18 protein-coding genes and 3 pseudogenes are annotated in these 20,632 nt (G+C 70.3%); 12 read left to right on the forward strand and 9 right to left on the reverse strand.

The genetic code is table 11. The annotated features are described in order from the left end of the window. Positions 1-60: 60 nt before the first annotated feature. The 3 genes from HFP48_RS23990 to HFP48_RS24000 all read left to right on the forward strand — a co-directional run bounded on the left by HFP48_RS23990 (position 61) and on the right by HFP48_RS24000 (position 3,027). A complete protein-coding gene (locus tag HFP48_RS23990; RefSeq protein ID WP_006930316.1) occupies positions 61-801 on the forward strand; it encodes a TetR family transcriptional regulator in 741 nt (246 codons plus the stop codon). Positions 802-960: 159 nt separating this feature from the next. Continuing rightward, a complete protein-coding gene (locus HFP48_RS23995; protein WP_006930317.1) occupies positions 961-2,118 on the forward strand; it encodes an acyl-CoA dehydrogenase in 1,158 nt (385 codons plus the stop codon). A gap of 60 nt (positions 2,119-2,178) precedes the next feature. Continuing rightward, complete coding sequence (locus HFP48_RS24000) at positions 2,179-3,027, forward strand: 3-hydroxybutyryl-CoA dehydrogenase (protein WP_029546354.1); 849 nt, start codon at positions 2,179-2,181, stop codon at positions 3,025-3,027. A 110-nt stretch (positions 3,028-3,137) separates the two neighbouring features. Here the strand turns inward: HFP48_RS24000 and HFP48_RS24005 are convergent, their stop codons facing one another. Genes HFP48_RS24005 through HFP48_RS24015 form a run of 3 tightly spaced genes read right to left on the reverse strand, consistent with a single transcriptional unit; the run spans position 3,138 to position 6,126 of the window. Continuing rightward, the gene (locus HFP48_RS24005; RefSeq protein WP_050035970.1) at positions 3,138-3,782 is read right to left on the reverse strand and encodes a (p)ppGpp synthetase; all 645 of its coding nucleotides are present in this window, start codon (positions 3,780-3,782) and stop codon (positions 3,138-3,140) included. After that, positions 3,754-5,088, reverse strand: a complete 1,335-nt coding sequence (locus HFP48_RS24010) for an MFS transporter (protein WP_050035971.1) — start codon at positions 5,086-5,088, stop codon at positions 3,754-3,756. Before HFP48_RS24010 ends, HFP48_RS24005 begins: the two co-directional genes overlap by 29 nt. 42 nt (positions 5,089-5,130) lie before the next feature. Beyond that, a complete protein-coding gene (locus HFP48_RS24015; RefSeq protein WP_050035972.1) occupies positions 5,131-6,126 on the reverse strand; it encodes an aldo/keto reductase in 996 nt (331 codons plus the stop codon). Between the two features lie 131 nt (positions 6,127-6,257). Here HFP48_RS24015 and HFP48_RS24020 point away from each other — a divergent pair, with 131 nt between their 5' ends. Continuing rightward, positions 6,258-6,830, forward strand: a complete 573-nt coding sequence (locus HFP48_RS24020; RefSeq protein ID WP_050035973.1) for a TIGR03086 family metal-binding protein — start codon at positions 6,258-6,260, stop codon at positions 6,828-6,830. Beyond that, entirely contained in the window at positions 6,827-8,554 is a 1,728-nt protein-coding gene (gene ilvD / locus HFP48_RS24025; RefSeq protein WP_168580162.1) for a dihydroxy-acid dehydratase, read from the forward strand. The genes HFP48_RS24020 and ilvD overlap by 4 nt, the downstream gene beginning before the upstream one ends. A gap of 53 nt (positions 8,555-8,607) precedes the next feature. On the opposite strand, the gene HFP48_RS24030 is transcribed toward ilvD, so the two are convergent. Beyond that, positions 8,608-8,970 (reverse strand): metalloregulator ArsR/SmtB family transcription factor, encoded by a 363-nt coding sequence (locus HFP48_RS24030; RefSeq protein WP_006930324.1) that lies wholly within the window; start codon positions 8,968-8,970, stop codon positions 8,608-8,610. A gap of 115 nt (positions 8,971-9,085) precedes the next feature. After that, positions 9,086-10,210: an MBL fold metallo-hydrolase gene (locus tag HFP48_RS24035; RefSeq protein WP_246872468.1), complete on the reverse strand. Its 1,125-nt coding sequence runs from the start codon at positions 10,208-10,210 to the stop codon at positions 9,086-9,088. A gap of 191 nt (positions 10,211-10,401) precedes the next feature. On the opposite strand from HFP48_RS24035, the gene HFP48_RS24040 reads away from it, so the two are divergent. From HFP48_RS24040 to HFP48_RS24060, 5 genes are read left to right on the forward strand one after another with little or no spacing between them, the layout of a single operon-like run. Continuing rightward, a complete protein-coding gene (locus HFP48_RS24040; protein WP_006930336.1) occupies positions 10,402-10,911 on the forward strand; it encodes a DsrE/DsrF/DrsH-like family protein in 510 nt (169 codons plus the stop codon). A 24-nt stretch (positions 10,912-10,935) separates the two neighbouring features. Then, positions 10,936-11,169, forward strand: a complete 234-nt coding sequence (locus HFP48_RS24045; RefSeq protein ID WP_168580164.1) for a sulfurtransferase TusA family protein — start codon at positions 10,936-10,938, stop codon at positions 11,167-11,169. 4 nt (positions 11,170-11,173) lie between these two features. Next, entirely contained in the window at positions 11,174-12,694 is a 1,521-nt protein-coding gene (locus tag HFP48_RS24050) for a 4Fe-4S dicluster domain-containing protein (protein ID WP_043802902.1), read from the forward strand. 42 nt (positions 12,695-12,736) lie between these two features. Next, positions 12,737-15,604, forward strand: a complete 2,868-nt coding sequence (locus HFP48_RS24055) for a molybdopterin-dependent oxidoreductase (protein WP_102800584.1) — start codon at positions 12,737-12,739, stop codon at positions 15,602-15,604. Continuing rightward, positions 15,601-16,737, forward strand: coding sequence for an Mrp/NBP35 family ATP-binding protein (locus HFP48_RS24060; RefSeq protein ID WP_168580165.1), 1,137 nt, complete (start codon positions 15,601-15,603; stop codon positions 16,735-16,737). Before HFP48_RS24055 ends, HFP48_RS24060 begins: the two co-directional genes overlap by 4 nt. Before the next feature lie 26 nt (positions 16,738-16,763). Here HFP48_RS24060 and HFP48_RS24065 read toward each other — a convergent pair whose 3' ends face one another. Both HFP48_RS24065 and HFP48_RS24070 read right to left on the reverse strand, forming a co-directional pair. Continuing rightward, positions 16,764-17,426, reverse strand: a complete 663-nt coding sequence (locus HFP48_RS24065; protein ID WP_006930345.1) for a hypothetical protein — start codon at positions 17,424-17,426, stop codon at positions 16,764-16,766. Positions 17,427-17,470: 44 nt separating this feature from the next. Beyond that, a complete protein-coding gene (locus HFP48_RS24070; protein ID WP_168580166.1) occupies positions 17,471-18,256 on the reverse strand; it encodes a DUF6319 family protein in 786 nt (261 codons plus the stop codon). A gap of 145 nt (positions 18,257-18,401) precedes the next feature. On the opposite strand from HFP48_RS24070, the gene HFP48_RS24075 reads away from it, so the two are divergent. Continuing rightward, positions 18,402-19,436: an adenylate/guanylate cyclase domain-containing protein gene (locus tag HFP48_RS24075; RefSeq protein WP_168580167.1), complete on the forward strand. Its 1,035-nt coding sequence runs from the start codon at positions 18,402-18,404 to the stop codon at positions 19,434-19,436. Positions 19,437-19,662: 226 nt separating this feature from the next. After that, positions 19,663-19,872 (forward strand): annotated as a pseudogene (locus tag HFP48_RS31735) (transposase); the annotation flags it as partial. Here the strand turns inward: HFP48_RS31735 and HFP48_RS24080 are convergent. Both HFP48_RS24080 and HFP48_RS24085 read right to left on the reverse strand, forming a co-directional pair. Beyond that, positions 19,825-20,290, reverse strand: a pseudogene (locus HFP48_RS24080) (pyruvate kinase); the annotation flags it as partial. The pseudogenes HFP48_RS31735 and HFP48_RS24080 sit on opposite strands and share 48 nt — an antisense overlap. A gap of 78 nt (positions 20,291-20,368) precedes the next feature. Then, positions 20,369-20,494 (reverse strand): annotated as a pseudogene (locus tag HFP48_RS24085) (MFS transporter); the annotation flags it as partial. Between the last annotated feature and the right edge of the window lie 138 nt (positions 20,495-20,632).

Raw genomic sequence — 20,632 nt, forward strand, 5'->3', positions numbered from 1 at the left:
CGCCGGGTCCGGCGGCGCGGCCGTTTCGACTTCGATACCGCGGATTGGATACTGAGAACCATGGCACTCGGTCCCGACTCCGCCCGCCGCATCGACGCGACCGGCCCCGATCCCGCCCAGTTCCGGGTGCACGTGGTGACGCAGGCGATCCGCCTGTTCTCCGAGTACGGCTACGAGTCGACCACCGTCGAGCAGATCGCGTCGGCCGCGGGAGTGTCGCGACGGACCTTCTTCCGGCAGTTCCGCTCGAAGGAGGACGTGATCTTCGCCGATCACGAATCGCTGCTCGAGCAGGTCGGACACTATCTGTCGGGGAACTTCGACGATCCGTGGGCGGCCGCCGCCGAGGCCGCCGAGCTGGTGTTCGGGCACTTCCGGGACAAGCGGGAGCTTGCGGTGTGGCGGTATCGCGTGGTGCAGCGGGTGCCTGCGCTGCGCGAGCGGGAGCTGGTCACGACGTACCGCTACGAGCGGCTGTTCACCGACTACCTGCGCTCGGCGGTGCCGTCGGAGTCGGGGGTGCGGATCGTCAGCTTCGCGGCCGCGATGACCGCGACGCACAACTTCCTGCTGCGCGCGATGATCCGCGGCGACGAGTCCGCGACGGCGGAGGAACTGCGCCGCGCGCTGCTCGAGGTGCGGCGCTCGTTCGGTGTCGCACCGGGGCAGAGCGCCGCGCCGGCCGTCGGTCCGGCGCGGGACGCCGAGCGCGCGATCACGGTGGTGACCTATCCCCCGGGCACGTCGCCCGCGGAGGTCGCCCGCCAGGTGCAGGCGCAGCTCGAGGCGGCGTCGGACTGACGTCAGGGGGTGGCCGACGATCCACCACCCCATTGACGTGGCACTGAGTGCCGTGGTTCACTGGAACCGATTTCGTGACGTCGCGAGCCCTCCACTCAGTAGGATGGATGCGACACCCAAACAAGAACTGGCACTGCGTGCCGATAGGAGTCCGCCGTCATGGCCTTCAACCCGGAGTTCGGTCTGTTCAAGCTGGGCGAGGAGCACGATGAGCTTCGCGCCGCCATCCGCGCGCTGGCCGAAAAGGAGATCGCGCCCTACGCCAAGGACGTCGACGAGAACTCCCGCTTCCCGCAGGAGGCCCTCGACGCCCTCAACAAGTCCGGCTTGAACGCGATCCACGTCCCCACGGAGTACGGCGGCGACGGCGCCGACTCGGTCGCCACCTGCATCGTCATCGAGGAGGTCGCCCGCGTCTGCGGTTCGTCCTCGCTGATCCCGGCCGTGAACAAGCTCGGCACCATGGGCCTGATCCTGTCCGGCTCCGAGGAACTCAAGCAGAAGGTCCTGCCCGACCTGGTCAAGGGCGACATGGCGTCCTACGCGCTGTCCGAGCGGGAGGCCGGCTCCGACGCCGCGGGCATGCGTACCCGCGCCAAGGCCGACGGCGACGACTGGATCCTCAACGGCTCCAAGTGCTGGATCACCAACGGCGGCAAGTCCAGCTGGTACACCGTCATGGCCGTCACCGACCCCGACAAGGGCGCCAACGGCATCTCCGCGTTCATGGTCCACAAGGACGACGAGGGCTTCGTCGTCGGCCCCAAGGAGAAGAAGCTCGGCATCAAGGGCTCCCCGACCGCCGAGCTGTACTTCGAGAACTGCCGCATCCCCGGCGACCGCATCATCGGCGAGCCCGGCACCGGCTTCAAGACCGCCCTCGCGACCCTCGACCACACCCGCCCCACCATCGGCGCGCAGGCGGTCGGCCTCGCGCAGGGTGCGCTCGACGCGGCGATCGCCTACACCAAGGACCGCAAGCAGTTCGGCAAGCCGATCTCCGACTTCCAGGGTGTGCAGTTCATGCTGGCCGACATGGCCATGAAGGTCGAGGCGGCACGCCTGATGGTGTACACCTCCGCGGCGCGCGCCGAGCGCGGGGAGCCGAACCTGGGCTTCATCTCCTCCGCCGCCAAGTGCTTCGCCTCCGACGTCGCGATGGAGGTCACCACGGACGCCGTGCAGCTGTTCGGCGGTGCCGGCTACACCACCGACTTCCCGGTCGAGCGGATGATGCGCGACGCCAAGATCACCCAGATCTACGAGGGCACCAACCAGATCCAGCGGGTCGTCATGTCCCGCGCGCTGCTCCGCTGACGCGGCGGCAGTAAGTTCACCCTGGTCCAACCTTCGTATCGAGGAGAATCTCCCGTGGCAGTGGAATTGATCGGTGTAGTCGGTGGCGGCACGATGGGGGCCGGCATCGCCGAGGTGTGCGCCAAGGCCGGCAGCGACGTGATCGTGCTCGAGACCAGCGAGGAGTTCGCCGACGCGGCCCGCAAGCGCGTCTCCGGCTCGATCGGCAAGGGCGTCGCCCGCGGCAAGATCACGCAGGAGGAGGCCGACGCCGCGATCGCGCGGGTTCGGGTCACCACCGATGTCGCCGATCTCGCCGACCGTGATCTCGTCATCGAGGCGGCGCCCGAGATCGAGTCGCTCAAGGTCGACATCTTCACCAAGCTCGACGCGGTCGTGAAGCCCTCCGGCATCCTGGCGACCAACACGTCGTCGCTCCCGGTGATCAAGATGGCCCAGGCGACGTCGCGTCCGGGACAGGTGGTGGGTGTGCACTTCTTCAACCCGGTGCCGGTGATGCCGCTGGTGGAGATCATCTCGGCGCTGACCACCGAGGAGGAGACGGCGAACGCCGTCTTCGACTACGTCAAGAACACCCTCGGCAAGATGACGGTCCGCGCGGGCGACCGCGCCGGCTTCATCGTCAACGCGCTGCTGATCCCGTACCTGACGTCCGCCGTGCGGATGCTCGAGTCGGGCTACGCGACGAAGGAAGACATCGACGCCGCGATGAAGGGCGGCTGCGGCTACCCGATGGGCCCGCTCACCCTCATCGACACCGTCGGTCTCGACGTCACCCTCAACGCCGCCCAGTCGCTGTACGACGAGTTCGCCGAGCCGCACTACGCGCCCCCGGCGCTGCTGCGCCGCATGGTCGACGCCGGCCGCCTCGGCCGCAAGACCGGCCAGGGCTTCTACAGCTACAACTGAGCCCCGCAGCACGAACCCCGTCGCGACGCGCTCGCGGCGGGGTTCGTCGTATCCGTGATCCCCCGCGCGCATCGGTGCCGTCCGCGCGCGGCCACGCCGGGCGAGCGGACCTACGCCGGGGGTGCGTCCCGGTCCGCCTCGGACCGCTCCTCCACGTGCCGCTGCAACGCGCCGATCCGCGAGTCGAGATCCCGGGCGCTCTCCGCGGCGGCGCGCAGTTCGTCGAGCATCTCCCGCGGGACGTGACCGTCGAACTCGGTGCGCAGCCGCGTCGCCACGCTCTCCCACGACTCCATGACCCCGGTGCGGATCTGCACCTCCACGTACACGGTCCGCACCCGGCCGGTCGACGCCACCGGCACCTCCACGACGAGGCACAGCCCGCGGTACCCGTCCGGGCCGGCGCGCTTGATGTAGTCCCTCGCCTCGATCACCCGCACGTCCCGCCGGGCGACGAGCAGGTCCCGTACGCGGTACACGTCGGCGGTGACGGCGCACGTGAGCCGGATCCCGGCGACGTCCCGCCCGAGGTCCTCGACCCGCAGCGGTGGATCGGCCTCGTCCAGGACCGAGTCGGGCGTGGTCAGCCACGTTTCGGCATGCTCGACGGGATCGTAACCGTGGGTGTCGGCGAACTCGCTGCGGACGATGTCGATCTTCGTCCGCAACTCTTCGACACCGAACCCGCAGGTCTTCAGGAACCGAGCCAGATCCCGCCGGAGGATGTCAGTCCGCCCGGGTCCGCTCCCCGTCATCGCCAGCCTCCTCGATCCGCGTCTGCGAATTCGCCGGCCCCGCGCGACGACCGTCGCGCAGCACCTGCCGCAGCGTCCGCGGCGACACGCCCGCCTCGCGGCGGGCCTTGCCGCGGGTGACGAGCACCCCGATGATCGCCACGACCCACACGGGATACTGCGCCAGCCAGGCGACCCGGAACGCCTCGAAGGTGTAGCCGCCGAGACGCTGCAGGATCAACCCCATCGCCTGGATCACCAGCAGGGACGCCAGGAATCCGCCGATGTTGACCATGCCCTGGGCGGTGCCGAGCGCGGTGCTCGGGTTGAATGTCCGCGCATAGTCGAATCCGATCATAGACCCGGGTCCGCCCACCGAGATGGTCACGATCAGGAGGACGAGCAGCCACATCGGGGCTGGCGCCGGCAACAGCAGCACGACCGTCCACATCGCGGCGTTGCTCACCATGATCGACAGCACCAGCCACGATCGGTGCAGCGGGAACCGGCCGCTGAGGATCCCGAGCACCGGGCCGGCCGCGATCGCCGAGACCACGGAGAGGGTGAGCAGCGAACCGGCGGCCGCCGCGGACAGGCCCTGCGCCGACTGGAGGTACGGCACGCCCCACAGCAATGCGAACGTGGTGATGGAGAATTGGGTGCCCATGTGGGTGAAGAAGCCGAGCCGTGTGCCCGGTCTGCGCCACACCACCCTGATCTGCCCGAGCACCTGCCGCATCCCGGCAGCCTCGGTCCGCACGACCACCCCCGGCGGCGCGTCGCGCACCACTGCGACCGCGAGCACGCAGGCGAGCACGCCGAGCGCCGCGGCGCTCGCGAACGCCGCGCTCCACCCCGCTCCGCCCAGGATCAGCACGAAGGGCAGCGCCGAGAGCACCTGACCCAGCTGCCCCAGGATGCCGGTCAGCTGCGACACCAGCGGCACCCGCCGCGTGTCGAACCACACCGGCACCAGCCGCAGCACCGAGATGAAGGTCAGCGCGTCGCCCGCCCCGACGAAGACGCGGGCCGCATAGGCGGCGGGCAGGGACTCGGTGAACGCCAGCACCAGCTGCGCCACCGCCATGATCGCCGCACCCGAGGCGATCATCACCCGGGAACCGAACCGGTCGAGCAGCACCCCGGCCGGGATCTGCATGCTCGCGTACACCACGATCTGCAGGACCACGAAGCCCGACAGCACGGCCGGGGTGATGTCGAAGCGTTCGGTCGCGGCGAGTCCGGATACGCCGAACGACGTGCGATGCATGACGGCCACGACATAGGCGAGGACACCCACGCCCCACACCCACCAAACCCGTTTCATGATGAAACGACCCTACGCGGCGACGCGACTACCCGCCGGTAGTCACTCCCGGCCCCACGACACCCAGGTCGGGTCCGCGGCCCGCCCACCCACGACCGCGTCGGCGAGGGTGTCGAGCCTGGCGACGTGCTCGTCGGTGAGACGCACGTCGAGCGCGCCGGCGTTCTCGGTGACCCGCGCGGCGGAGCGGCTGCCCGGGATCGCCACCGACGGCAGCCCGAACTGCCGCGCCTTGGCGTCGAGCCACGCCAGCGCCACCTGCGCGATCGTCGCGCCCACCTCGTCGGCCACCGCGCGCACCGCGGCACGCACCTGCAGGTTCGCGGGCAGCGCGTCGGCGGCGAATCGGGGGAAGCGCCGGCGCAGGTCCTTCTCCCCGATCCGGGCGGCATCGAACGCGTCGGTGAGCAGACCTCGGCTGACCGGCGAGTACGGCACGAAGCCGATGCCCAGCTCGGCGGCGGTCGGCACGACGTTCTTCTCGACGTCCCGGGAGACGATGCTCCACTCGGACTGGATCGCGGCGATCGGGTGCACGGCGTGCGCGCGGCGCAGCTCGTCGCCGGTGGCCTCGGACAACCCGATGTGCCGGATCTTGCCGGCCTGCACCAGCTCGGCCAACGCGCCGACCGTGTCCTCGATGGGCACGTCCGGGTCCACACGGTGCAGGTAGTACAGGTCGACGCGGTCCACCCCGAGCCGGCCGAGGGACTCGTCGAGGGCCTTCTTCGCGTACTCGGGACGGCCGTCGATGCCGCGATTACCGCTGCCCAGCGCACCGACGAGCCCGAACTTCGTGGCCACCTGCACCTCGTCGCCGCGGTCCTGCAGCAGCTTCCCGACGACCCGTTCGCTGGTGCCGTCGCCGTAGACGTTCGCGGTATCGACAAACGTGACCCCCAGGTCGACGGCGTGATGCAGCGTCGCCAAGGCCTCGTCGAGATCGACGGGTCCGTAGGCGGGCGAGACCGACATCGCGCCGTATCCCTGTGCGCTGACGGTCAGGCCGGGGGCGAGGTCGACGGTGGGGACGGGCATGACTACTCCAGTACTGTCCGGACGATCGGGGGACCGCACCAGGTGCGGCGACACCGATCCTTCCGAACATCGCGGGCCGCCGCACGCCGGGAAACCCGGTGCCGCCGCCACCGCCCGCCTAGGCTGAATCCATGTCGTACGACTGGCTCGAACTGCAGCACATCGCCCGGCAAGGTTTCGAGAGCCGGCTCTCGGCGGTCACCGACTGGTCCGCCCCCACCCCCGACACCGAATGGGACGTCGCCACCCTGGTCCGGCACGTCGTGGACGAGCAGCGGTGGGTGCCGCCGCTGCTCGCCGGCAGGACGATCGCCGAGGCGGAGGCCGAACTCGACCCGCTCGGCGACGACCTGTCCGCCGAATGGGACCGGCACGCCGTCGATGCCTCCGTCGCGTGGGCGTCCACCGACCCGGACAAGCAGGTGCACCTGTCCTACGGGATGGTGCCCGTCCGCGACTATCTGCGGCAGCAGGTCGCGGACATCGCGATCCACACGTGGGACCTGGCCCGGGCCGTGGGGGCCGACGAGCGCCTCGATCCCGACCTGGTGGCGGCCGTGTGGGAGGACATACAACCGCAGCGGGACATGCTGGCCGCGAGCGGGCTGTTCGCGCCGCCCGTGCCGGTGCCCGACGACGCGGCCGTGCAGGACCGGTTGCTGGCGCTGACCGGGCGTGATCCCCGGTCGGGAGGAACGCGATGAGCACGCCGACCGAGCCGGAGGCGAGCAGCGCGACCGAGCCGGACATCAAGCCCCGCAGCCGCGACGTCACCGACGGCCTCGAGAAGACCGCGGCGCGCGGCATGCTCCGCGCGGTCGGCATGGGCGACGACGACTGGGGCAAGCCGCAGATCGGGGTGGCCTCGTCGTGGAACGAGATCACCCCGTGCAACCTGTCGCTGGACCGGCTGGCGCAGGCGGTCAAGGACGGCGTGCACGCCGCCGGCGGGTATCCACTCGAGTTCGGCACGATCTCCGTCTCCGACGGCATCTCGATGGGCCACGAGGGGATGCACTTCTCGCTGGTGTCGCGGGAGGTGATCGCCGACAGCGTGGAGACGGTCATGCAGGCGGAGCGGCTCGACGGGTCGGTACTGCTCGCAGGATGCGACAAGTCCCTGCCCGGAATGCTGATGGCCGCCGCGCGTCTCGACCTGGCGGCCGTGTTCCTGTATGCGGGGTCGATCCTGCCGGGCGTCGCGAAGCTGTCCGACGGATCCGAACGCGACGTGACGATCATCGACGCCTTCGAGGCGGTCGGCGCCTGCGCCCGCGGGCTGATGAGCCGGGAGGACGTCGACGCGATCGAGCGGGCCATCTGCCCCGGCGAGGGCGCGTGCGGCGGCATGTACACGGCGAACACGATGGCCAGCGCGGCCGAGGCGCTCGGCATGTCGCTGCCGGGAAGCGCGGCGCCGCCGGCGACGGACCGCCGCCGCGACGGGTACGCCCGCCGCAGCGGGCAGGCCGTGGTGAACCTGCTGCGCCGCGGCATCACCGCCTCCGACATCCTCACGAAGGAGGCGTTCGAGAACGCGATCGCCGTGGTGATGGCGTTCGGTGGGTCGACCAACGCGGTGCTGCATCTGCTCGCGATCGCGCACGAGACGCAGGTCGAGCTGAGCCTGGACGACTTCTCCCGCATCGGTGCGCGCGTCCCGCACCTGGCCGACGTCAAGCCGTTCGGCCGGCACGTGATGCAGGACGTCGACCGCATCGGCGGCGTGCCGGTGATCATGAAGACCCTGCTCGACGCGGGCCTGCTGCACGGCGACTGTCTCACCGTCACCGGGCGGACCGTCGCCGAGAACCTGGCCGAGATCGCCCCGCCCGACCCGGACGGGAAGGTGTTGCGCGCACTGAGCGAGCCCATCCATCCAACGGGGGGCATCACGATCCTGAAGGGCAGCCTCGCCCCGGGCGGCGCGGTGGTGAAGTCCGCCGGGTTCGACGAGTCGGTGTTCGAGGGCACCGCCCGGGTCTTCGAGCGCGAGCGTGCCGCGATGGACGCGCTCGAGGACGGCACGATCACCGCGGGAGACGTGGTGGTGATCCGGTACGAGGGCCCGAAGGGCGGGCCGGGAATGCGGGAGATGCTCGCCATCACCGGCGCGATCAAGGGTGCCGGCCTCGGTAAGGACGTGCTGCTGCTCACCGACGGGCGGTTCTCCGGCGGCACGACGGGCCTGTGCGTCGGGCACGTGGCTCCCGAGGCGGTGGACGGTGGCCCGATCGCCTTCGTCCGCGACGGCGACCCGATCCGCCTCGACGTCGCGAACGGCACCCTCGACGTGCTGGTCGACGAGGAGGAACTCGCGTCCCGCCGGCAGGGGTGGGAGCCGCTGCCTCCCCGCTACACCCGCGGGGTGCTGGCCAAGTACACGAAGCTGGTCGGTTCGGCGTCGAGCGGCGCGGTCTGCGGCTGACCCGATTCGCGGATCCGTCGAGGCGGTGGAGAATCGGCCTGCGCGACGGCGCCCTACAGATCGAGGCCGAGGTCGACGTCCCGGCCGTCGAGGGCGCCCCGCAGGATCGCCTGGTCGGCCAGGTCCTCGGCCAGGAATTCCCGGAGCAGGTCCACCGCCTGCACGATCTTCCGGCTGCGCAGCGAATAGAAGACGTTGTTGCCGGAACGTCGCGCGTTCACGATGCCGCGCTCGCGGAGAACGGACAGATGCTGGCTGGCGTTGGACTGGCTGAAGCCCAGCGCCTCGCACAGGTCACCGACGCTGAGTTCGCCGTCCCGCAGCTCGTTGATGATGAGCAGTCGCTTGGGGTCGGCGATGGCCTTGCAGACTCGGGCGTGGAGTTCCTGCAACTGTGCCGCGATGTCCTGTTCCATCACCCCTCCGAACCGAGCGTCGGGTGCCGATTATAGGTGCGCCGGCCGGGCGGCAGCGGATCGCGGCGGGGCGCCGGCCCGGCGAGCGCGACGGTGCCGTCGGTGGCCGCACCGCTCAGTGGGCGGTCTTCAGCGAGGTGGCTGCCGCGCATTGGTTGCGGCCGACGTCGAGGACCTCGAGCTCGTCGTCGGCGGGGGCGAGTTGTCCGGCGTTCACGCGGCGGATCGTCTCGTAGGTGTGCGGGGCTGCGGGCAGCGAGTTCACGATCTGCTCGACGAAGCGTTCGAGGGCGTGCTCGTTCAGCAGTGTGGCGGTGAAAACCTCCTCCAACGTGGTGACGACCAGTCCTTCGGCGTTGATCTCCTCGCTGCTCGACCAGTGGGCCGGGGCGATCATCGTTCGCGGGTCGAGGGGGCGCAGCCTGTCGTGCACGCTGCGGAACAGATCCCGCGCCAGCTCCTCGGCCCGGCCGGTCAGGTCGGGCCGGCCGAGTCCCCGGACGAAGACGGTGTCGCCGACGAGCAGGACCGAATCGCTGACCAGCAGCGCCGTCGTGCCGGGGGTGTGGCCCGGCAGGTGCATGGTCATGGCCCGGACGACGGTGGACCCCAGGTCGAGTGCGTCGCCCTCCTTCAGCGGCCGGTTGGGGAACGGGACGATGCCGCCGGCGTCCTCCGGCGGCAGGTGATACTCCGCATCGAGCCGGGCGGCCAGTGCCGGGCCACCACTGACATGGTCCGCGTGCACGTGGGTGTCCACGACGTGCACGATCGAAACATCTTGCATTCGAGCAAGTTCCAGGTATGCCTCGGTCGATCTGGCGGGGTCGACGACGATGCCGCGGCCGCCGGGCACGCCGACGAGGTACGACAGGCAGGCCTTCGCCGGGCGCTGGAACTGCCAGATGCGCACGTCGCCGGGGAGTCCGGTGATCTCGACGGGAACGAGGAGCCGGTTCCACGCGTCGGTACCGCCCTCGAGGGAGAGGGTGCGCAGGCCCAGCGTCTCGAACTCCTCGGCGACCAGTTCGGAGCCGTTGCCCTGTCCGCAGACGACGACGGCGCCCGCCCGCGTGACGGCGGCCTGTTCCTCGAGTTCTTCCATCACCCGATAGACCGGGACGTGGCGAATGGGAACGGGCCGGGGTCCTTCGATCCGGCCGGCCCGGAAATCCTCGGTGCTGCGGATGTCGAGGATCTCGGGAACGGTGCCCGCCTGGAGCTCGCGAAACAGTTCCAACGCTGTGACGGTATCGGCCACGTGTCCTCCCAGGGACGAAACGGGCGGGTGGTCCGCACACCGGGAGGGTGACTTTCCGAACCATCTTGCGGTATGCGCATACACGAATGTAGTGTTCTGGATCACATATCGCAACACTCCGCGCGAAGGCCGCACGAGGCCTCCCCGGCAACCACGAAAGGGGCCGGCGCATGTCGGACAACCCGCAGCGTGACGTCGACGACGCCCCGGAGAGCATGACGATCGTGGCGTGGAGCGGCGATCTGGACAGAATGTGGCCAACCCTGATCCTCGGCTCCACCGGCGCCGCCTACGGCATGTCCACGACGATCTTCTTCACCTTCTGGGGACTGTTCCCCCTGGTGCGCGACGACGTCCGGATCACCGGCACCGACGCGATGACCAAGGCGCTGGCCGGCATGAACCGGCCGGGCATGCGGCACATGAAGCTGTCGAAGCTCCACCTGGCCGGCGCCGGGCCCTGGATGATGAAACGACTTGCGCGCCAGAAGAACGTGGCCCACCCCGCCGAGCTGGTCGAGATGTGCACCGAGCTGGGCGTGAACCTGTGGCCGTGCGAGATGACCATGGACCTGCTGGGCCTTCGCCGCGACCAGCTCCTCGAGGGAGTGGGCGAGCCCGTCGGTGCCGCCACCGCCCTGTCCGCGATGAGCAGGTCCCAGATCAGCCTCTTCATCTGACCCTTCGGAACCCAGGAGCGGACCGTGGACTACCAGATCGACGTCGTCGTCGACGCCAAGGGACAGAAATGCCCGATGCCCGTGCTGCTCGCCTCGCGTGCGATCAAGAAGCTCGAGACCGGGCAGATCCTGCTCGTCGAGGCCACCGACGGCGGATCGAAACGCGACATCCCGTCGTGGGCGACCGACACGGGAAACGAACTGCTGGACAACAACAGCGAGGACGGCGTCCACCGCTACCTCATCCGGAAGAAGTGAGACGGTGCGCTACGGCTTCGCGATCGATCAGCGCACGTGCATCGGCTGCCACGCCTGCACGGTCGCCTGCAAGACCGAGCACGAGGTGCCGCTCGGCCAGTTCCGCACGTGGGTGAAGTACGTCGACGCCGGTGAGTTTCCGAACACCACAAGATCTTTCGGTGTGATGCGCTGCAACCACTGCACCGACGCACCGTGCGTGAAGATCTGCCCCACCGGCGCGCTGTTCAAGCGCGACGACGGAATCGTCGACTTCGACAACGAGCGCTGCATCGGCTGCAAGAGCTGCATGCAGGCGTGCCCCTACGACGCCATCTACATCGATCAGGACACCCACACCGCGGCGAAGTGCAACATGTGCGCGCACCGCGTCGACAACGACATGGAGCCTGCCTGCGTCGTGGTGTGCCCCACCCACTCGATCTGGGTCGGCGACCTCGACGACCCGACCAGCGGCATCGCCACCCTGGTCAGCACGCAGCAGACCGCCGTGCGCTCGCCGGAACAGAACACCGGGCCGAACGTCTTCTATCTCGGTGCCGACCGGGCGGTCCTCGATCCGCTGGTCGCCCCGGTCGCCGACACCTACATCTGGGCCGAGCCGGACGCGCACCGCCGCGAGACCGCGGCCGACCTGCCCGGGGATCGCACCACGAAGGCTCGCACCACGCTGAACACCGCGCATCCCCGGCCGTGGGGATGGCGCGTGACGACCTACCTGTGGACCAAGGCCGTCGCCGCCGGCGCCCTCGCCGTCGCGGGGCTGGCCCACATCCTGGGCATCGACCTGGGGTGGCTGGGTGACTACGCGGCGCCCGCAGTGGCCATGGCGGGCGCGGCCCTCACCGGAGTCCTGCTGATCTGGGACCTGAAGCGGCCGGAGCGTTTTCTCTACATCTTCCTGAGATCCAACTGGTCCTCGTGGCTCGTGTGGGGCGCCTACGCGCTGGCCGCCTTCGGCGGGGTGGCCGCCCTGTGGGTCCTCGCCGCCTTCCTCGGATCGGCTTGGGGCGCAACCGTGCTCGCCTGGGCCGCCCTGGTCTCCGGCGCGCTGGTCGCCGGCTACACCGGATTCCTCTTCGGGCAGGCCGAGGGCCGCGACCTGTGGCAGTCACCGTTGTTGTTCTGGCACCTGCTGGTTCAGGCCGCCATGGTCGGGACCGGGGCGCTGCTCGTCGTCGCGCCGTTCGCGGGTCTCTCCGACGGGGCGGTCGGCTTCCTCGTGCGCGTCTTCGTGCTCTCGACCGGACTGCACCTGCTGATGCTGCTCATCGAGTACTCCGGCCGGCACGCCAGCCGGCAGGCGACCCTGGCCGCGCACATCATCACCCGCGGCCGCTACGCCCGGCTGTTCTGGCTGGGGGCGATCGTCCCGGCAGTGGTGGCGGCCGCACTGGCCGCCCCGTCGTGGAACGGCTCCGCCGGGGCCGCCCTCCTCGTCGCGGCCGGCCTGCTGACGCAGATCTCACTGCTGGCCTACGAGACTGCGTTCGTCCGGGCGGGCCAGGACCCACCCCTGTCGTGAGCGGCCCGACCGGCACCCGACCACCCACCCGAAGGGAACCCCATGACTGCCGAGACGGAGCACACCCCGACCGGGTCGGCGCTGCCCGGTCAGCGCACGCACGAGCGGCTGCGGAACTTTCCTCCGGTCGAAAACTGGGACCACCACGTCGAATACGACGCCAAGGCCCACCCTCGTAAGGTGCCGCACGAATACATGCTGGTGCCCACCACCTGCTTCAACTGCGAATCGGCGTGCGGCCTGCTCGCGTACGTGGACAAGTCCGACCTGTCCATCAAGCGGCTCGAGGGGAACCCGGCGCATCCGGGCTCACGCGGACGCAACTGCGCCAAAGGTCCCGCGACCATCAACCAGATCAAGGACCCCGAGCGCATCCTGTACCCGCTCAAGCGCGTCGGTGCCCGCGGCAGTGGGCAGTGGGAGCGCATCGGCTGGGACGAGGCCCTCGACGACATCGCCGCCCGGATCCGGGCCGCCATCGTCGAGGACCGCCGGGACGAGGTCGTCTACCACGTGGGCCGACCCGGCGAGGACGGCTTCGCCGAGCGGTTCCTGCTGGCGTGGGGGGTGGACGGACACAACAGCCACACCAACATCTGCTCCGCCGGCGCCCGGCTGGGCTACGCCCTGTGGGGTGGCTACGACCGGCCCTCACCGGACTACGCGAACGCCAAGGTCATCCTGCTGATCTCGAGCCACCTCGAGACCGGGCACTACTTCAACCCGCACGCGCAGCGGATCATGGAGGGCAAGGTCGAGGGCGGCGCCAAGGTCGTCGTGCTCGATCCGCGGCTGTCGAACACCGCGTCCCACGCCGACCTGTGGATCGCCCCGTGGCCCGGCAGCGAGGCGGCGATCCTGCTGTCCGTCGCGTCGTACCTGCTGCGCACCGGCCACATCGACCGGGCATTCCTGCGCCGCTGGGTGAACTGGCCCACCTACATGAAGCACCGCCACCCCGACCTGCCCGCCGACGACTTCGACGTGTTCGTCGGCGCACTGACCGAGGACTACGCCTGCTTCACCTTCGCCTTCGCCGCGCAGGAGGCGCAGGTACCCGAGAAGCAGATCGCCGAACTCGCCCGGATCGTCGCCACCGCCGGCTCGGCCCTGTCGGCGCACGTGTGGCGGGCGGCGACCGCCGGCAACCTCGGCGGGTGGCAGGTCTCGCGGGCCCTGTTCTTCCTCAACGTGCTCACCGGCAGCGTCGGCACCAAGGGCGGCACCAGCCCCAACGGCTGGGACAAGATCATCGCCCACGGCCCGAACCTGCCCCAGGGACACGAGTCCTGGAACGAGCTGCTCTGGCCCCCCGAGTTCCCCCTGTCGACCAACGAGATGTCGATCCTGCTGCCGCATCTGCTCCAGGACGGCCGCGGCACGCTGTCGATGTACTTCTCGCGCGTCTACAACCCGGTGTGGACCAACCCCGACGGCTTCAGCTGGCTGGAGGCCCTGACCGACGAATCGCTCGTGGGCTGCCACGTCGCACTCACCCCCACGTGGTCCGAGACGGCAACCTTCGCCGACTACGTCCTGCCCATGGGGCACAGCACCGAGCGGCACGACACCCAGTCCTACGAGCAGTACGCCGGCAAGTGGCTCGGATTCCGCCAGCCCGTCACCCGGGTGGCGCTCGAGCGCATGGGCCGGAGCGTGTCCGACTCCCGCGAGTCCAATCCCGGAGAGGTGTGGGAGGAGAACGAGTTCTGGTTCGAGCTGTCCTGGCGCATCGACCCCGACGGCAGCCTCGGCATCCGCAAGTTCTTCGAATCCCCCTACCGGCCCGGGCAGAAGGTCACCGTCGACGAGTACTACCGGTGGGTGTTCGAGAACAGCGTGCCCGGCCTGCCGAAGGCCGCGGCCGACCAAGGGCTCACCCCGCTGGAGTACATGCGCAGATACGGCGTCTTCGAGGTCGCCAAGGACACCTACCGGCTCGACGAGCGGCCGCTGACGGCCGCCGAGACCGAGGGGGCGGACCCGGACGAGCACGGGGTGCTGCGCAAACCCGTCACCCTGGACTCGACCCCGCCGCTCGTCGGCGAGGCGGGTGCCGTCGGTGTCGTCCACGAGGACGGCAGCAGGACCGCCGGGTGGCTCACCCCGTCGCGCAAACTCGAGCTGTTCAGCGAGACCATGGTCGACTTCGGGTGGGAGGAGTACGCCACGCCCGGCTACATCGAGTCCCACGTCGGGCACCGCTCGATCGACCCGGCGAACAACGAGATCGTGCTCGTGCCGACCTTCCGCCTGCCGACCCTGGTCCACACCCGGTCCGCGAACGCGAAGTACCTCAACGAGATCAGCAACACGCATCCGCTGTGGACGAATCCCTCGGACGCCGCGCGCTTCGGCGTCGGCACGGGTGACCTGGTCCGGGTCAACACCGAGATCGGGTACTTCGTGGCCCGTGTGTGGGCGACCGAGTCGATCCGCCCCGGCGTCCTCGCGCTCTCGCACCACATGGGCCGCTGGCGCACGTCCGAGAACGCCGGATCCCGTTGGGCTATGGGCCTCGTCGATCTCGACAACGACGGAGACGGGGTGTGGCGGTTGCGCTACAAGCAGGGCGTACAGCCGTTCCGCAGCGACGACCCGGACAGCGAGCGGATCTACTGGGAAGACCCCGGCGTGCATCAGAACCTCGCCTTCGCCGTGCACCCCGACCCGCTGTCGGGCATGCACTGCTGGCACCAGAAGGTGCGTGTGGAGAAGGCCCACACCGACGACCGGTACGGCGACGTGGTGGTGGACACCCGGCGGTCCCGCGAGGTCTACCGCGCCTGGCTGGCATACACCCGGCCCGGCCCCAGCCGGTCCGGGCTGCGCCGCCCGGAGTTCCTGATGCGCCCGGTCAAACCCCGCCGGCGTGCCTTCCGCGCGCCCGGGACGGAGGAGCGAACATGAGCCTGCTGTCGCGGAGGACGTCCGGCCCGGCGGTCTCCGCGGCTGCGGTGCGTGCCGCGCTGGCCCGGGTCGAGGATCCCGAGCTGCATCTGCCGCTCGAGCAGGCCGGCATGCTCGGCGAGGTGAGGATCGATCGCTCCGGACTCGTCCGGGTGACCGTCCGGCTCACCACCTCCTCGTGTCCGATGCAGGCCTCCCTCTCCGCCGACGTCACCGCGGCCGCCGGGGCAGTCGCCGGCGTGACCGGCGTCGAGGTCGTCTTCACGGCGATGAGCGAAGCCGAGCGGAGGCGGCTCGCCGCCCGCTTGCGCGGCACGAGACCAGAGGACGCTCCCCCCTTCGGTCCCGATTCGGCGACCCGGGTGTACGCCGTGGCCTCCGGCAAGGGCGGCGTCGGCAAGTCGACGCTCACGGCCAACCTCGCGGTGGCGCTGGCCCAGCAGGGCAAGCGGGTCGGCGTTCTCGACGCCGACGTCTGGGGTTATTCCGTTCCGCATCTGTTCGGGGTGCGCCGCGCACCGGTCGCCCTGCACGGAACGATGCTGCCGGTCGAGGCGTTCGGCGTCGCCCTCATGTCCGTCGGGTTCTTCGTCCGCGACGACGAGCCGGTCGTCTGGCGCGGCCCCATGCTGCACAAGGCGATCGAGCAGTTCCTGCGCGACGTGTACTGGGGTGAACTCGACGTCCTGCTCATCGACCTGCCACCGGGCACCGGAGATGTGACACTCTCGCTGCTCGAACTCGTGCCGGACGCGGCGCTCCTCGTCGTCACCACGCCCCAGCCGGCGGCCCAGACCGTCGCCCAACGGGTGGGCCGCATGGCGCGTGATCTGCGGATGCCGGTTGCCGGCGTCGTGGAGAACATGTCGGCGCTGGTGTGCTCGTCGTGCCACGCGAGCACACCGTTGTTCGGTACCGGAGGCGGCGAGCGCCTCGCCCGGGCCGTCGCGGCACCGCTCCTCGGGCAGGTGCCCCTCGACCTCGACCTGCGCGCGGCGGGCGACAGCGGCATCCCGGCCATGGTGGCGACGCCGCACGCCCATTCCGTCTCGCAGATCCGGCAGATCGCCGCGGCCCTGCCGGCCCCGAGACGAAGCCTCGTCGGCCGGCCGCTACCGCTGTCGGTCCCGTAGCCGGCCGACGAGCCCGCGCCTGTACGTCAGATGGGGCGGTAACCCGCGCCGACGCCGCCCCGGGCGTCGACGTCGCCGAGGATCGTGACGAAGTTGGTGCCCACCTCCGGGCCGATGCACGGTGTGAGCAGGTAGGCGTTGACCATCGCGACGAGCGTCGTGCCGACGACCAGCGGGGCGCCGGAGTCGCCCTCGACGACGCACACCTGCGTCCAGGTCTCCTGGGAATTGAACACGTCGCCCCACACGACACCACAGGTGTTGCCGGTGGTGCGGCCTTCCTTGCACGCCACGTTGGGGAACCCCACGGGGGTGCCGACGCCGGTGATGGTGACGTTGCCGACCCGGTTCACCGGCGCGACGCGGCCGCGGTCGAACTCGATCACCGAGTAGTCGAGCACCTCGTTGGTGCCGACGATGCGCCCGACGACCCCGGCCCCGGGGTCCGCCTCGGACTTCACGGTCGTCCCGGGACCGCCGCAGTGACCGGCGGTGAAGCCGACGAGCCGGCCGGCACGGTCGTTGCCGATCGTGGCGAGCGTGCAGTCGAACAGATCCTCGGATCCGTTGCCGAGCGTGATGCCCGACCCGCCCCCGAGCGGAACCGGCGGCGCCGCCACCGCGACCCCCGTCCCACCTGTCAGCAGTGCGACCCCCGCGACGATCGCCATCGCAACGCGCTTGAACATGAGCCCTCCCGCCCGGCCGGTTCCGGCCGCATCAGCGGATCAGACTACCCGGTCGGGCCCGATCCCAGGCTCTCCAACGCCTTTCTGGCCTCCTCGAGTTCGCGGCTGAGCTGCGCGACGCGTTCCTCCGCGGCCTGGCGCGCCGCGTCGATCACGGACCGGACCGCCTCGAGGGCCGCCTCGTCGCCGAGCTCGAGCACCGCGCGCTCCACGGCGTCGGGGCTGACGGGATTGGCCTTGCTCAGGCGCCGGGTGCCCTGCGCGACACCGACCGTCCACTCCTGCTCGGGGTCGATGGTGATGGTGACGGTCACGCCGGGCTGCTTCTTGGGCCGGCGCGACGCCGCCTTCGGCTTCGGGGTCGCGCCGGTCTGCGGTTCGGGTGCGGTCGGCGGCACGGTGGTGGTCTCCTTCGTGGCGGGGGTGGATGCCGGGGACGACGAGCTCTTCGGGGCGGGAGCGCGGGAGGGACCCGACGCGGTGGGCTGCGACGCGGACGTGCGCGGGGTGGTGGGGCGCGGGGTGGTGGGGCGCGGGGTCGATCGATCCGCGGCCTTGCGGACCGGCTTCGACGGCTCCTTCGTCAGACGCAGCTCCTCGGCCTCGAAGGGCAGCTCGTCGTCGACGCCCTTGGGACGGACGGTGACCGTGCGGCCCGCCACCGACACCGCCCGGGCCGACGCGCCCGGGGCGATGCCCAGGCTCGGAATGCCCTCGATGAGATAGACGGTGGCGCGGCGACCGTCCGCGACGGCGGTGGTCAGCTCGGCGAGCTGCTCGTCGGTGAGGTGATCCGGGCCGGTTGTGCCGGCTCGTCTGCGGGGCGGCATGCCACGTCCTTTCGGGCTGGGTGGTGCAGGAGGCGCGACCACTGTCGCACACAGGTGCGACACTCTCGCGGATTCGTTGCGCGCGCGAACCGAGGTGGGCCATGCTGGGTCGGCCGGTCACGTTCGGCGGCCGGGAAGGAGCGACGTGAGCGCGTCGGAGCAACCGGAGCTCGAGCCCGAGCTCCTGCAGGCCGTGCAGGCCGAACTCGAGCGGACCCTGCTCGGCGGCGAGCGCCGCTACACCCAGCGGGAGAGCGCCGACCTGGCCGGGGTGGACTCCGAACGCGCCCAACGGCTCTGGCAGGCGCTCGGATTCACCGTGGATCCGGACCCGGACGCGCGGACCTTCACGGACGGCGACGTCGCGGCGCTGCGGAACATCGACGCGATCGTGGCGAGCGGCGCCCTGCATCCCGACCTGGAACTGGCGGCCGCGCGGTCGCTGGGACAGTCCATGTCGCGGCTGGCCGAGTGGGAGGTGGCCCTGATGAACACCCACATCCTCGATCGGCTCGAGACCGAGTACACCGGGACCACCCCCTCCGAGCGGGAGATCCGGGCGTTCGTCGACGAACTGCTGCAACGGGTCCTGCCCCTGACCGAGACCTTGCAGCTGTACGTGTGGCGCCGGCACCTGGCGGCAACGACGGGACGCAACGTGGTGCGGGCCGGGGGCGAGTCGGCCGGCCGGGTCCTGGTTGTCGGCTTCGCCGACATGGTGGGGTACACCCGCCTGACCCGTCGGATCGGCGCCGACGAGCTCAACGACCTGCTCGAGGACTTCGAGTCGACCGCGACGGGGATCGTGACCCAGGGCGGCGGCTGGGTGATCAAGACCGTGGGCGACGAGGTGATGTTCGCCGCCGAGGATCCGGCGGACGCCGCACGGATCGCGCTGGCGCTGCAGGAGTCGTCCGGCTCCCGTCCCGACGCCCCGGATCTCCGGGTTGGTATGGCGCAGGGGCCGGTGCTGGCCCGGTTCGGGGACGTGTTCGGGTCGGCGGTCAACATCGCGGCGCGGCTGACCGGTGCCGCGCGGCCGGGAACGGTGCTGGTCGATTCGACCCTCGCCGGCGTGCTCGACGGCGACGACCGGTTCCGGCTGCGTCCCCTGCGCGCGCTGCGGGTCAAGGACTTCCACCGGCTGCGGCCGTCGGTGCTGCGTCCGCCTCAGGACTGAGACGCCGGCACCGGGACAGTCCGAGAACGCCGACGGCCCGGTCGCGCGCTCGACGATGCCGGGGGTGGCCCTCGAGCAGAGGTGCTGCGCCGGCCCCCAGACCCCGGGCTCACCGTCCCGAATCCGGGGTACGTCATTCCCTCAGCGATCCCTGCGGTGGCGAACGGTGGCCGCACTCGGTCGTCCGGGACGGGATCAAGTCGCCCCGACGGGGCCGGCGACGATCTTGTTCTGCTCCGACGACCCGGCGGGGCGGAGTGAGAAGGGGTCAGGTCGACGCCGGAGCGGACGTCGGTCTCAGCACACGGAGGAGTTCCGCCGGGACGCGGTCGCGTTGTCTCGCGCAGTCGGCGGTGCCCGCACCCACGCGGCCGTGGCCGCGGACCTCGGCATCAGCGGCGAGACCCCGCGGACCTGGGTCCGCAAGGACAACGCCACTGGCTTCGGCCAGTCGGGCGTAGGTGGTCGAGACTCGGTCGTGGTCCCCGGGACAGTCGTCGACGGTGACCCGTACTGTCTCTCCGGTGGCCCAGACGGTGGCTCCGTCGACGAATCGGCCGAGGCGGATCCTGGGGGCCTTGTAGGTCGGCGAGAATCCCGACCGATCGGCCGGTGGCCGCTGCTGCCGAGCGGACCCGGTCGTAGTTCGCCCCGTGGTCGATGTGCTCGCCGTGGCTGAAATTCAGCCGAGCGATGTCCATCCCGGTCTCCATCAGTGCACGTACCGTGCTGTCGGTGGCGACTGCAGGCCCGAGGGTGCAGACGATCTTTGCTCTCCGCGGTGAGAACAGGGCGCCGGGGCCGGCAGGTAGTCGGGTGGCGAACTGGCGAGAACGATGCTCGGTGACAGTCATGAAGTTCCTCCAGAAGGAGTGCGGTACAGGCGTTGGAGGTGCGATCGAGGGTGACGGTTACAGGACCGCGAGAGTTTCGGGGATCAGGAAGGCGACACCGCTGATGAAGACCGCCTGTGCGGCCTGGGCGGACATTCCAAGGACGAGCATCCACCATCGGCGGGCGGTTCCGACCTCCGATGGTGCCTCCATCGATGTTGTCATATCCATTTCAATACCTAGGCATGCCTCTCACATTGGGCGAGTTCGAAGTTCAACCACCGCCCAAGCAGCACCGGCAGCTCTGGGCAGGCATCTTGCCCGCTGGCGGGCGCGCCCCGGAGAACGATGGGAACACAGAAG

It is taken from the genome of Rhodococcus sp. DMU1 (assembly GCF_012272955.1).
Taxonomy (GTDB): Bacteria; Actinomycetota; Actinomycetes; order Mycobacteriales; family Mycobacteriaceae; genus Rhodococcus; species Rhodococcus aetherivorans.

Coding starts and splice junctions, on each gene's coding strand:
- HFP48_RS24065 (WP_006930345.1), bottom strand. CDS start 17,426: ATGTTCAAGCGCGTTGCGATGGCGATCGTCGCGGGGGTCGCACTGCTG.
- HFP48_RS24060 (WP_168580165.1), top strand. CDS start 15,601: ATGAGCCTGCTGTCGCGGAGGACGTCCGGCCCGGCGGTCTCCGCGGCT.
- HFP48_RS24020 (WP_050035973.1), top strand. CDS start 6,258: ATGTCGTACGACTGGCTCGAACTGCAGCACATCGCCCGGCAAGGTTTC.
- HFP48_RS24010 (WP_050035971.1), bottom strand. CDS start 5,088: ATGAAACGGGTTTGGTGGGTGTGGGGCGTGGGTGTCCTCGCCTATGTC.
- HFP48_RS24070 (WP_168580166.1), bottom strand. CDS start 18,256: ATGCCGCCCCGCAGACGAGCCGGCACAACCGGCCCGGATCACCTCACC.
- HFP48_RS24040 (WP_006930336.1), top strand. CDS start 10,402: ATGTCGGACAACCCGCAGCGTGACGTCGACGACGCCCCGGAGAGCATG.
- HFP48_RS24030 (WP_006930324.1), bottom strand. CDS start 8,970: ATGGAACAGGACATCGCGGCACAGTTGCAGGAACTCCACGCCCGAGTC.
- HFP48_RS24015 (WP_050035972.1), bottom strand. CDS start 6,126: ATGCCCGTCCCCACCGTCGACCTCGCCCCCGGCCTGACCGTCAGCGCA.
- HFP48_RS24055 (WP_102800584.1), top strand. CDS start 12,737: ATGACTGCCGAGACGGAGCACACCCCGACCGGGTCGGCGCTGCCCGGT.
- ilvD (WP_168580162.1), top strand. CDS start 6,827: ATGAGCACGCCGACCGAGCCGGAGGCGAGCAGCGCGACCGAGCCGGAC.
- HFP48_RS24005 (WP_050035970.1), bottom strand. CDS start 3,782: ATGACGGGGAGCGGACCCGGGCGGACTGACATCCTCCGGCGGGATCTG.
- HFP48_RS23995 (WP_006930317.1), top strand. CDS start 961: ATGGCCTTCAACCCGGAGTTCGGTCTGTTCAAGCTGGGCGAGGAGCAC.
- HFP48_RS23990 (WP_006930316.1), top strand. CDS start 61: ATGGCACTCGGTCCCGACTCCGCCCGCCGCATCGACGCGACCGGCCCC.